We start from the raw sequence: 12738 nt of genomic DNA on the forward strand, positions 1-12738 counted from the left end.
TGTGCTCGCGTAACGAGGAATGATGTTAGGAAAACTGCGGCAATAAATTCGCCATTGCCAGTAAATGGCAAGCCCCCGTCACCACACCAAACAACACCACAAGGATAATCAGCGGCGTGCCACCAAAAACCCTAAAACCTTGGTGATTGGGAAAGAGTTGCCTCGACTTATAAGCCATCAGCGCGGGCACTATCACTGCCCACACGGTTGCCGCTAAAGCAGCAAAACCGATAGCAATCAAAAAGCCATCGGGGAATAACAAACCGAATACTGTTGGCGGCACAAAGGTAACAATCGCGGTTTTCATCCGGCCTGAGCGCGAATCATCAAAACCAAACAAATCGGCTAGGTAATCGAATAAACCGAGTGTGACACCTAGGAAAGATGAAGCGACGGCTAAGTTGGCAAATAGCGTTAACATACTGTTTAACCAACTACTTTCCATCACTTTTGACAGCGCACCGACGAGCACCCCCATATTGCCACCTTGGGCAATAATCTCGCTAAATTGGCTGCGGGGAATATTGCCCATAGTCGCCACTAACCAACAAACGTAAATAATCAACGCGATAAAAGTACCAACAAAAATGGCCTTAATAATGGTAGAGGAATCTTTGCCGTAATACTTCACCAAGCTAGGCACGTTGCCATGATAACCAAAACTGGCGAGCCCAAAGGGCAATGCAACCCATAGATATGGTATAAAACGTTGATTTCCATCCGGCTCGAGTAACTTAGTCACATCGATCTCAATCAGTAGATTACCAATCGCGAGGAAGAAAGTGATGATCATCCCACCTAGCATAATGGTTGTAATGCGATCGACAGCCTTAGTGCTAATCAACACGATACAGGCGAGCACCACGGTAAACACTAATCCGGCAACACTTTGGGGTAGTTCAATCCCCATCCCCTGTAGGCTATGGTTTACTATCGAACCACCACCGCTGATATAGGCGTAGGTTAAGATATAGAGCACAAAGGCGATAGAAACCCCGTTCACTATACGCCAGAACTGGCCTAGGGTTTCCTTGGTGAGGGTATCGAAACTTGCGCCTGGCTCGAAATGTAAATTGGTTTCGAGCAGTAACAGCCCCGACATCAACATACAAAACCAAATACCCAGCAACATCAATATCGAATAGCCAAACCACATGCCTGAGCCAACAACGGGCAATGAAAACATCCCAGCCCCAACAGTGGTCCCCGCAATAATCATGGCGCCACCGAGCAGAGACTTCCCTACCGGCTTATTTTTTACCGCATTCATATGGTTAGCCATTAAACGATTGCTCCGCTGTCACGCTGGCGACTATCGTTTGTCTCACCGAGGCTCTGAGTAAATTATTGGCTTGTTCTCTAATACGCTCGACATCGGACTTATCTTCTTTACCAGAGAAATAGCCTAACTCTTTTAGCTTAACACTCAAGGTGTTATAGAGTTTTTTATCGTAAAACTCAGGCGCGGTAATACCATGCAACGCCCCTAAACGTTGAGCCAGCAGATGGCTTTCAGACTCAAGATCTGAGCGTTCCATCTTAGGTCTATGGGCAAGTAAATTGAAAATAATCGCATAGCGTTGCAATGTTTCGTTGACGCTTCCGGCCAACAATAGCATTTGGCTCGCGCGCTCAGTCGCAACCGACAATAGCTCGGTTTCTTCAACTAAACCTTGTTCAATAAACAGATCCAACACCTGATCCACGTAACTTGGGAGATCTTTGATCCCCATGAATAACTCAGCCTTCAACAGCGGATAGAAGTCGTTCACGACACCAAAGATTTGCGCCCTTGAAATCTGTTTATTGTTGATTAAACAGCTCGCAATTAACGACGGAATAATAAATAGGTGAATAATATTGTTACGATAGTATGTCATTGATATTGCTTGTTTATCATCAATTGATACTATTTCACCTAAAGGATCGGCGCTGATGGAAAACTTATTGAGCTCAAGTCCTTGCTGCACTAAATGCTTGCCATCACCTTCAGCAACCGACGTAAACGAGGTGTAGGGGACACGCTTCAGCAAGGTAAGATATAAATCTAATTGGCGCTCTAACAAACAACGCTCCAACGCATTTTGCTCAGACGCCAGCAACACTAAACTGGTTAACGTGATAGAGCTAGCCGCGGCGGCATCATTAATGCGCGTCATCACCCGATTAGCCAATACGTTAACCGCAGGGGTTAACCATGTCGGTTTTTGCTCTGGATCATCAGCCACTTCACTGCGCCAGTTTGGCGCGGTTTCATTCAAGAAGTTCTGCAATGTAATCGGCTCACCAAAGTTGACATAACCTTGGCCAAAATTACCTAATTTACGAATAGCACCAAAGACTTGCCATACAGATTCTTTCTGCTTTTTCTTACCGCTCAGCTCTTTATGATAGGTCGCCACTTCCATCACGTGATCGTAACCTAAATACACAGGTACTAAGGTGACGGGGCGTTCAATGCCTCGCAGCACGCTGTTTATTGTCATCGCAATCATGCCCGTTTTTGGTGCCAGCAAACGGCCCGTACGAGAACGGCCCCCTTCGGAGAAATATTCCACCGAATATCCCTTAGCAAACAGCTGATCGAGGTATTCGCGAAATACTGCGGTATAAAGTTTATTGCCGTTAAAACTACGGCGGATAAAGAAAGCACCGCCACGGCGGAATAACGGTCCCGCAGGCCAGAAGTTTAAGTTAATGCCCGCAGCAATATGTGGCGGCACCATACCTTGGTAATACAAAATGTAGGATAACAGCAGGTAATCCATATGGCTGCGATGACATGGCACATACACAATCTCATGGCCATCGTGGTGTAATTGTCGAATTTGCTCGGCACCTTTGATATTGATACCGCTGTATAACTTGTTCCATAACCAGGTTAAAAAACGCTCGGCAATACGCACTAGGCTATCTGAATAATTTGCAGCGATTTCATCAAGATATTCAATGGCGGTTTCACGCGCTTGCGTTTCAGAAATCTTCTTACTGGCCGCTTCTTCTTGAATCGCCTTACGTAAGGATTCGGATTTAAGCAGAGAATCAAATAACGCCTGACGATTGGGCAACACAGGACCCGTCATCACCTTGCGTTGACGGCGAAAATGCACCCTAGCCACTCGAGCCAATTTATGGGCAATCCCCATATCGGTACCATGCTCATCGGCCATATAGCGCAGTGACACAGCATTGGAAAACTGCACAAAATTATGACGACCTAAAAATAGAATCATCAAACATTTACGTAACCAAGTAGGATTTTCGCGCTCCAGCACCGCGGCCTTCATTGTGTCATCTTCTTTACCTGGAGTACGACCCCAATACAGACTGACAGGTACCAGTTGAATATCTAACTCAGGCTTCTCTTTATGCACCGCCAACAGGCGCATAAAACATTCGAGGAAAGGCTCGTTACTCGCACGATCACCAAATAACGGTTTACGCCCTTCAAGGCACACCACGCGAGGCGCCACTACACCATTAACCACTAAAGGCTCGTAGGGGCTTGGCAAACCAAGCTTAGCGGTGATCTCGCTTAAAGCCGCAATATCACTGAGGGATTCTGTTTTCATTACATAGGCGAGTGGTCTGGAGGCATCCAGATTCAGATCAGCAAAGGGATCCTGCGGCACAACAATGGTGTGCACTAAGTATTTTTGGATCCAGCGTAATGATTTCAACCAAAGAGAGTCTTGTTTAGGCATTATTCTTATGCAATGTAAGTACGTTCATTAGCCCAATAGAATACCAGATTCTAGGGAATATTCGCTAATACTCTCCAATCCCGTTAAAAAGTGGTTAATACTTGCACTATGAATAATACTGTATATACTAACAGTAACTGTATAGAAAAACAGGAAAGACCATGAGACCCTTGACGCCACGCCAAGCTGAAATTTTAGAGCTGATTAAACGTAATATTGCCGAAACAGGCATGCCACCCACTCGGGCCGAAATAGCCACCCGCCTGGGTTTTAAAAGTGCAAATGCCGCTGAAGAACACCTTAAGGCACTGGCAAAAAAAGGCTGTATCGAGATCATGCCCGGCACATCCCGCGGGATCCGTCTCCCTGTTGAGGAAGAAGATAACAGTGAAACGGGTCTTCCACTCATCGGTCAAGTAGCTGCGGGCGAACCCATTCTCGCTCAAGAGCACGTAGAACAGTATTACCAAATCGATCCTAGTATGTTCCACCCGACAGCCAATTTCTTACTGCGCGTTAAGGGTGACAGTATGAAAAATATCGGCATCCTCGAAGGTGATCTGCTCGCCGTTCATAAAGTACAACAAGCTCGCAATGGACAAGTCGTCGTTGCTCGCGTTGACGATGATGTAACCGTCAAACGCTTTGAAAAAAAAGGTAATGTAGTCTATCTACATGCCGAAAATGAAGACTACTCACCCATTAAAGTCGATTTGAGTTTCCAAAGTTTAACAATTGAAGGGCTCGCCGTAGGGGTGATCCGCAACGGAGATTGGCTATGAACAAACTATTAGGTAATGCCCCGCGTCACCCCGGTTTATGGCTCGATACTGTTCGGGACGCAGATAGTGATTGGCAGCATACGCCAATTGTCACTATGCCAACCCAGAGCCAAGGCCGCCAAGAACTGACACAACTGAGCAAACAACTGGCCCAACTGAGCCAACAGGGAAGATGGATCGTGTTAATTAATCCACCCAGTATTGGCTACAAGCAGCTATTGGCAAACGCAGGCGTTCGTATGGATCGAGTGTTACTGGTGCACGCAAAAGATGAAGTCGAAACCCTGTGGGCAATGGAAAAAGCCTTAATCAGCGGTACTTCTAGTGCTGTGATAACTTGGACCCATGCCCTCGATGCCCGCGATAATCGTCGTTTACAAATTGTGGCAAAGAGCGCCCGTGCAATGGGAATAGTGCTTGAAGGTGCAACAAATGACTTGCCCTCAAATGACAATCTCGCGCCATCCACCAAATTTACTCAACCCGCTTTTTTCAGCTCTGTTCATTAAAATTTTGTACTCCGTATTTAGCCTTGAAAGCCGCCTCACCAATGAATGTGAGGCTTTTTTTTGGCAATTTTTCAGACAATTAGAAAAAGAAGTGATCTTGATCAATTTTTAAACAGCAAGTATGGTTGATTAAGGCGTGAATAATATATCGCCAGTTTAGGCATAGATATCGAGTTTTTATCGAATATCACTCGCCCACACAAATTGAGAAGAATGGGTTTATTCAGCAGTATGTGCCAGTGTGGCTAATACCAGCAGTAACAATACTTGATCATAAGTAAGCCGCCAACGCACGTTGAAGTCAGAAACACTTTTTTGGGAACTGAAGAGTTTGCATAGAGTTGAGACTTACTGTGTTGCTCTTCTTTGTAGTTGCTTTTCGCAATTGGCAGAGGAGAAGTCTTGTGAAGCAATGGTTGTATTGTTTACTCGTGGTGCTATTCGCCCCACCGTTGGCCGCATCGGACATGCGGTACAACATGACACCTGGCGTAACAGAAATCAGTGGTAAGGTTTATCACTTACACATGACGATTCTGTATATCTGCTGCGCGATAGGCTTAGTGGTTTTTGGCGTGATGATTTATGCCATGATCAACCACAGAAAATCCAAGGGCGCGGTCGCGTCTCACTTTCACGAAAGCACTAAAGTTGAAATTGCTTGGACGGTAATTCCGTTCGTCATTTTGATTTTAATGGCTATTCCAGCAACTAAAACGCTTATTGCAATGGAAGACCCTAGCAATGCCGATCTCACGGTCAAAGTGACGGGCTCACAATGGAAATGGCATTACAGCTACTTCGACCAAGATATTGAGTTTTACAGTATTCTCGCCACACCAAGACCTCAAATTGAAGGAAATGAGGTTAAAGGTGAGCATTACTTACTCGAAGTAGATAAACCCCTTGTTCTGCCGGTAAATAGAAAAATCCGTTTTTTGATGACCTCTGAAGATGTTATCCATTCATGGTGGGTACCTGATTTTGCAGTGAAAAAAGATGCGAATCCTGGGTTTATCAACGAGGCTTGGACACGTATCGACAAACCCGGGATTTATCGCGGTCAATGTGCTGAACTATGCGGTAAAGATCATGGATTTATGCCGATAGTTGTAAAAGCACTTCCCGAAGCCGAATTTGAGGCTTGGGTCAAAGAGCAAAAACAAGCCGCAGATGCCGCCGCGCAAGCTGCACAGGCCGCATTATCACAAAACCTGAGCAAAGAAGAGCTGATGACGCAGGGAGAGCAAGTTTACCTTGGCCACTGCGCAGCCTGCCACCAACCGAATGGTGAAGGTCTTAAAGGTGTATTCCCACATCTTAAAGGCAGCCCGATTGCAATGGGCCCGCTCGGTGCTCATATTGAAATTGTGCTCAATGGTAAAGCGGGTACGGCGATGCAGGCCTTTAGCAAGCAATTGACTACACAAGAAATTGCCGCAGTGATTACCTATGAGCGTAATGCGTGGGGCAATAACACGGGTGATGCGGCGCAAGCCAAAGACGTTGATGCCCATAAATCCGGTGGCACCAATAGCGAACCAGTAGCAACGACTCAGCCCCCCTCAACCACCGATGCGCCCAAAGCGGTGACTGAGCCCATCGCCAGTGTCGATCCCGCGAGTCTTCCCACGCTCACCCATGAAGCGCTGATGGCCGAAGGGGAAAAAGTCTATGTCACTTTCTGTGCAGCCTGTCATCAAGTCACTGGTGCAGGCATGCCGCCCGCCTTCCCAGCACTTGCAGGTAGTGCTATCGCAACAGGCCCCTCAACCAATCATATCGATATCGTGGTGCAGGGTAAAACGGGCACTGCCATGCAGGCATTTGGCAAACAACTCACCCCGCAACAGCTTGCTGCCGTCATTACCTATGAGCGCAACGCATGGGGCAATAATACTGGCGATACGGTGCAACCCGCTGATATCGCACGCCATGGAAAGTAGGGGATTAAATTAAGATGAGCACTCTGACTCAAGATCAAATTGCCAGCCATGATGAACATCATCACGGTGCACCTAAAGGCATCATGCGCTGGATACTCACGACTAACCATAAAGATATTGGCACCCTGTATTTATGGTTTAGCTTTATTATGTTTTTAACTGGTGGTGCGATGGCCATGGTGATCCGCGCCGAACTATTCCAGCCCGGATTACAACTCGTTGAACCTAACTTTTTTAATCAGATGACCACGGTTCATGGACTGATTATGGTGTTTGGCGCGGTAATGCCAGCCTTTACAGGGCTAGCGAACTGGCTGATCCCCATGATGATTGGGGCACCTGATATGGCGCTACCGCGGATGAATAACTGGAGTTTTTGGATCCTTCCCTTCGCCTTTACCATTCTGCTTAGCTCATTGTTTATGGAGGGAGGCGGCCCCAACTTTGGTTGGACCTTCTATGCGCCACTCTCAACCACCTATAGTCCCGATAGCACAGCGTTATTTGTGTTCTCCATCCATATTATGGGCATCAGCTCGATTATGGGTGCGATCAACGTGATCGTGACCATAGTCAACCTGCGCGCCCCAGGCATGACTTGGATGAAGTTACCGCTATTCGTCTGGACTTGGTTGATTACCGCCTTTTTGCTTATCGCCGTCATGCCCGTACTCGCGGGTGCGGTCACCATGGTATTAACCGATAAGTTTTTCGGCACTAGCTTCTTCGAGGCCGCTGGTGGTGGCGATCCCGTGATGTTCCAGCATATTTTCTGGTTCTTCGGTCACCCCGAGGTCTATATCATGATTTTGCCGTCCTTTGGCATCATATCCGCCATCGTTCCTGCCTTCAGTCGCAAACCATTATTCGGCTATGCATCCATGGTGTATGCGACTGCCAGTATTGCGATTCTGTCCTTCCTCGTGTGGGCGCACCATATGTTCACCACTGGTATGCCGGTGTTTGCCGAGTTGTTTTTCATGTATTGCACTATGTTGATTGCAGTACCCACCGGAGTAAAAGTGTTTAACTGGGTGGCAACCATGTGGCGTGGCTCCCTGAGTTTTGAAACCCCAATGTTATTCGCGGTGGCCTTTATTATCCTGTTCACTATTGGCGGCTTCTCTGGCTTGATGCTCGCTATAACCCCCGCTGACTTCCAGTATCACGACACTTACTTTGTCGTAGCTCACTTCCATTATGTGCTGGTGACAGGTGCAATTTTTTCCATTATGGCGGCGGCCTATTACTGGCTCCCCAAATGGACCGGCCATATGTACAGCGAAAGGTTAGGCCAGTGGCATTTTTGGTGTTCAGTCATTTCGGTCAACGTGTTGTTTTTTCCGATGCATTTCTTAGGTCTTGCGGGAATGCCAAGGCGTATTCCCGACTACTCGATTCAATTTGCCGATGTAAATCAAATCGTCTCGATTGGGGGTTTTGCTTTTGGTCTATCTCAGTTGATCTTCCTCGTGCTGGTGATTAAGTGCATTCGGGGCGGTGAAAAGGCACCCGCCAAACCATGGGAAGGCAGCGAAGGCTTAGAGTGGACCCTACCAAGTCCAGCGCCCTATCACTCTTTCACCACGCCACCCGAGGTGAAATAACATGCAAAACCTACCCAAACAACCAAGGATAAAATCAAACCGTCGGCTGATCAGCCTGCTGGTTTTAGGCTGTCTTGCGATGTTTGCCTTTGGGTTTGCGTTGGTGCCGCTCTACGATGTGCTGTGCGAAAAACTGGGGATTAATGGCAAAACATCTAATACCGCCAGTAGTTACCAAGCAATCACGGTAGATAAAAACCGCGTGGTGACTGTGGAGTTTATCTCACAGATACAAACGGGCATGCCGTGGAAATTTGAGCCACAAACTAAACGGCTCGAAGTACATCCAGGTGAACTGATCCACACGGCATTTTTAGCGCAAAACTTATCAAATAGGCCGATTGTGGGTCAGGCGATACCATCAGTTTCACCTGGGCAAGGTGCGGCCTATTTCAATAAAACCGAATGCTTTTGCTTTAACCAACAACACTTAGCGGCAGCGAGTCGCGCTGAGCTGCCGTTGATTTTCTTCGTGGACCCTCAATTGCCTGAGTCGATCCACACCTTAACCCTCTCTTACACCCTCTACGACATTACCGACAAGCAGTTAGCGTCTGCCATAGAGCAAGGAGCTGCAAAATGACCACTAAGCATGAAACTTATTACGTCCCCGCCCAGAGTGCATGGCCAATTGTGGGAGCGATTGGCTTATTCTTAATAGCCTTTGGCGCAGGGCAGTTTGTAACACAATTAAAATCCGGCAACTCTGGAGGTGGATACATCCTATTTGCGGGAATTGCCGTGATCTTATTTATGCTTGTAGGCTGGTTTAGAACCGTTATCCAGGAATCGATGACGGGCCTTTACTCCCATCAAATGGACAGATCGTTTCGCCAAGGCATGAGCTGGTTTATTTTCTCCGAGGTGATGTTTTTTGCCGCCTTTTTTGGTGCCTTATTTTATGCCCGCATGTTTGCAGTGCCTTGGCTTGGCGGCGCGTCCAACAATGCCATGACCCACGAGGTCCTATGGCCGAATTTTGAAGCCGTTTGGCCACTCCTTACCACTCCCGATGGCACAAAAACCGAAGCGATGCCGTGGAATGGTTTGCCTTTAATCAACACCATTGTACTGCTAACGTCATCAGTCACCTTACATTTTGCCCATATCAGCTTAGAAAAGGGGAAACGCTCGGCCATCACACTCTGGCTTGGACTCACGATTTTGCTAGGGATTGGCTTCCTTGCCCTACAGGTTGCGGAATATCGTCATGCTTACGAGGAAATGGGGCTGACTCTGACTTCAGGTATCTATGGCAATACCTTTTTCCTGTTGACGGGTTTCCATGGCATGCACGTTACCCTCGGCACCATATTCCTATTGGTCCTATTTTTCAGGGTACTAAAGGGACACTTTAGTGCCGATAAGCATTTCGCCTTTCAGGCTGGCAGTTGGTATTGGCACTTTGTCGATGTGGTTTGGCTCTGTCTGTTTATTTTTGTGTATGTACTTTAAAACAATATCAAAACAAGATCTTAGCATTTAACGCCAAATATTAAGATTAAGGTGTGGGATTGAGACCAATAAGCCCAGTCCCCAGAGCCACCAGCAATAATAGGATAACCAGTAACGAAAATATCACTCGACGACCTAAGTAACGGCTCATTGGCACTGGATTATCAGCGGTTTGATCGCCACCTTTAACCATAATAATTAAGGCTCTGCCAAGATTAAAAATGATAAACAACAATAGCAGTACTAAAACACACTTAAAAATGAGCGGGATGTTCATGCGATATCCTTATGTTTTATTGCCCAAATTAGTTTGGTTGCCAAGGTATATTTGGTTACATCGAGGAATACTGTCACTGCTGCTATTGACTGTGGTGGTATTCGTGATTTTGGTCAAGTTAGGTTTATGGCAAATGGACAGAGCCATAGAAAAAAACCAGCAACTGGCAGATATGGAAGCAAGGCAAACCGCTCCAGCGCTTAGTATTGAAGCGCTATTAAACAAGCTAGATAACGGCAGCATGACGGGTTACCGCTTACAAGTGCAAGCGACACCTATTAATCAACAAATATGGTTACTAGACAATCAAATCTATCAAGGACAAGTGGGTTATTTGGCCTTTCAGATATTGCAAATTCGGCACAAAGAAAATAGCGCACTCACACCAGATAAGCCTTGGCTGTTACTCGAGCTTGGTTTTATCGCCGCAAAATCTCACCGTGATGAATTGCCCGAGATTGCCCCTGTTACAGGTGATTTAGCGCTAATAGGTCGACTCTATCAAAAGCAGATCAATCCCTTAAGCCATCATTTACTGGCAGAACCCTTTACCACACAACAAGGTGAGCGAATTCGTTTTCAAAATCTTAATCTGCCCGAGATGGCCAAGATGCTAGGGCATCCAATCTTGCCTGTGGTGTTGCAGCCTGATGCTTTAGCGAATCTCTTACCAACACCAGCATTACCTCACCCTTGGCAACCCTTCCCCTTGTCGGCACAAAAGCATTGGGGCTATGCACTGCAATGGTTTGCAATGGCGACCGTATTTGCAGGACTGATGGGCTGGCAGGGGATTAAGTACGTCAAAAAATCACGCTCACGCCATCAACTACATAAGGACTAGGCCAAAACAGAGCAATAGCAAAACACTGATTATAAAAACAAAACAATTAATTAGGGATAGTGCAAGAGGAGCAAATATGAACTCCCAAAACAAAACCAAATACCGCGCACTGGGGTTATTACTACTGGCATTTATTGCACCTGTAGTCATAGCTAAGTTAGTACTGAGCTTGCATTGGTATCACGGCGGCGCTACCAATCACGGTGAGCTCATCAGCCCAGAGACCAGTTATGCCAGTCTAGGCATGACTAATCCTATGCCTAAGGAATGGCAACTGCTGTATTTACTGCCCGCCCAATGTGATGATGCTTGCCGCGAACGTCTGTATATCCTGCGCCAAAGTCATACGGCCTTAGGACCTGATCAGGCTCGGGTCGCGCCCCTCATTCTTGTGAATCCCGATAGCGACTTAACTGCATTAAGTGACTTTGACTTCAACACACAACCAGCCAGTCAAAGCCTCAAGGAGTGGCTTGATCAACAGCAACTTATTATTGTTGACCCACTTGGTTCTCTCGTACTGCGTTACCCTCAAGTACAAGGTAAAGCAGCGCATTTATCTCAAGGTAAGGCGCTGTTCGCCGATCTTCGTAAGCTATTAAAACTCTCGAGGGTAGACTAATGCAACTGACTTGGCTCCTACGCATTACCTTAGTTTTTACCCTGTTAGTGATTTTAATGGGTGCTTACACACGACTCTCGGATGCGGGTTTAGGCTGTCCAGATTGGCCAGGTTGCTACGGCCACATCAAAGTCCCCACCCAAGACCATGAGCTCTCCCATGCGCAAAGCCTCTTTCCCGATCACGATATCGAGCCAGAGAAAGCCTGGCTTGAAATGATCCATAGATATATTGCTGGCGGACTCGGCTTGCTAGTGTTGTGCATCTGGTTTTTATGTTTAAAAACCCCAGATGCACCGAAAAAGTTACCTCTGTTCATAGTGTTGCTTATCCTGTTTCAAGGGGCGCTAGGCATGTGGACAGTGACAATGAAACTCATGCCTATCGTGGTAATGTCGCATCTTCTTGGTGGTTTTAGCCTGATTTCACTGCTGCTACTCCTCTATCTTCGCACTCGACCGCGGCGGATTGTGGCGAGTGACACCTCGGTTCAAAATCTCGCCCCCTTGGCATTAGTCAGTCTATTTGTCCTCATCGGTCAGATCATGCTGGGGGGCTGGACGTCGTCAAACTATGCCGCCCTAGCCTGCACGGCTTTGCCTATTTGTGAAGGTAACTGGATGGATAACCTTGCCATCGCCGATGCATTTTCTCCTTTCCAAGGCCAACACCCCAGCTTTGAATTTGGGGTGCTGGATTACCATGCGCGTATGACAATCCATATTGCCCATCGTATCGGTGCCATTATTACCGCCAGCCTGTTACTGCTGCTTGCCTATCGATTATTTGTCAGCACTCAACTTAAGGCGCTCAGTCTGTTGCTGGTTGGCTTATTGATACTGCAAGTCAGTTTAGGGATTTCAAATGTGGTGATGCATTTACCACTGGGAATTGCCGTATCCCACAACGGCGGCGCGGCATTATTGCTACTTACCCTGGTCACCATTAACTATTTTCTTTGGCATAAGTCATCTTCAACTTCGAGGGTTTAA

General features: G+C 46.9%; 12 protein-coding genes. 9 read left to right on the plus strand and 3 right to left on the minus strand.

What is annotated here, in order from left to right; translation table 11 throughout:
* Nucleotides 1–25: 25 nt before the first annotated feature.
* Entirely contained in the window at nt 26–1282 is a 1257-nt protein-coding gene (gene mtr, locus SO_RS21375; protein WP_011074198.1) for a tryptophan permease, read from the minus strand.
* The gene (plsB, locus tag SO_RS21380) at nt 1275–3704 is read right to left on the minus strand and encodes a glycerol-3-phosphate 1-O-acyltransferase PlsB (RefSeq protein ID WP_011074199.1); all 2430 of its coding nucleotides are present in this window, start codon (nt 3702–3704) and stop codon (nt 1275–1277) included. The genes mtr and plsB overlap by 8 nt, the downstream gene beginning before the upstream one ends.
* A gap of 161 nt (nt 3705–3865) precedes the next feature.
* On the opposite strand from plsB, the gene lexA reads away from it, so the two are divergent.
* The 6 genes from lexA to SO_RS21410 all read left to right on the plus strand — a co-directional run bounded on the left by lexA (nt 3866) and on the right by SO_RS21410 (nt 10003).
* The gene (gene lexA, locus SO_RS21385) at nt 3866–4486 is read left to right on the plus strand and encodes a transcriptional repressor LexA (RefSeq protein ID WP_011074200.1); all 621 of its coding nucleotides are present in this window, start codon (nt 3866–3868) and stop codon (nt 4484–4486) included.
* Nucleotides 4483–4995, plus strand: coding sequence for a cell division inhibitor SulA (locus SO_RS21390; protein ID WP_011074201.1), 513 nt, complete (start codon nt 4483–4485; stop codon nt 4993–4995). The genes lexA and SO_RS21390 overlap by 4 nt, the downstream gene beginning before the upstream one ends.
* Nucleotides 4996–5399: 404 nt before the next feature.
* Nucleotides 5400–6941 carry a cytochrome c oxidase subunit II gene (gene coxB / locus SO_RS21395; RefSeq protein WP_011074202.1) on the plus strand — a complete coding sequence of 514 codons (1542 nt, stop codon included), beginning with the start codon at nt 5400–5402 and terminating at the stop codon, nt 6939–6941.
* 14 nt (nt 6942–6955) lie between these two features.
* A complete protein-coding gene (gene ctaD / locus SO_RS21400; RefSeq protein WP_011074203.1) occupies nt 6956–8548 on the plus strand; it encodes a cytochrome c oxidase subunit I in 1593 nt (530 codons plus the stop codon).
* Between the two features lies 1 nt (nt 8549).
* Nucleotides 8550–9131 (plus strand): cytochrome c oxidase assembly protein, encoded by a 582-nt coding sequence (locus SO_RS21405; RefSeq protein WP_011074204.1) that lies wholly within the window; start codon nt 8550–8552, stop codon nt 9129–9131.
* The gene (locus SO_RS21410; protein ID WP_011074205.1) at nt 9128–10003 is read left to right on the plus strand and encodes a cytochrome c oxidase subunit 3; all 876 of its coding nucleotides are present in this window, start codon (nt 9128–9130) and stop codon (nt 10001–10003) included. Before SO_RS21405 ends, SO_RS21410 begins: the two co-directional genes overlap by 4 nt.
* 46 nt (nt 10004–10049) lie before the next feature.
* Here SO_RS21410 and SO_RS21415 read toward each other — a convergent pair whose 3' ends face one another.
* On the minus strand, nt 10050–10280 hold the full coding sequence (locus SO_RS21415; protein ID WP_011074206.1) for a DUF2909 family protein: 231 nt from the start codon (nt 10278–10280) through the stop codon (nt 10050–10052).
* Here SO_RS21415 and SO_RS21420 point away from each other — a divergent pair.
* The 3 genes from SO_RS21420 (at nt 10279) to SO_RS21430 (ending at nt 12738) form a co-directional block, all read left to right on the plus strand.
* Entirely contained in the window at nt 10279–11124 is an 846-nt protein-coding gene (locus tag SO_RS21420) for an SURF1 family protein (RefSeq protein WP_011074207.1), read from the plus strand. The two genes, SO_RS21415 and SO_RS21420, sit on opposite strands and share 2 nt — an antisense overlap.
* A 76-nt stretch (nt 11125–11200) precedes the next feature.
* A complete protein-coding gene (locus tag SO_RS21425) occupies nt 11201–11746 on the plus strand; it encodes a hypothetical protein (protein WP_011074208.1) in 546 nt (181 codons plus the stop codon).
* A complete protein-coding gene (locus SO_RS21430; RefSeq protein WP_011074209.1) occupies nt 11746–12738 on the plus strand; it encodes a COX15/CtaA family protein in 993 nt (330 codons plus the stop codon). Before SO_RS21425 ends, SO_RS21430 begins: the two co-directional genes overlap by 1 nt.

This window comes from Shewanella oneidensis MR-1, from assembly GCF_000146165.2.
Lineage (GTDB): Bacteria > Pseudomonadota > Gammaproteobacteria > Enterobacterales > Shewanellaceae > Shewanella > Shewanella oneidensis.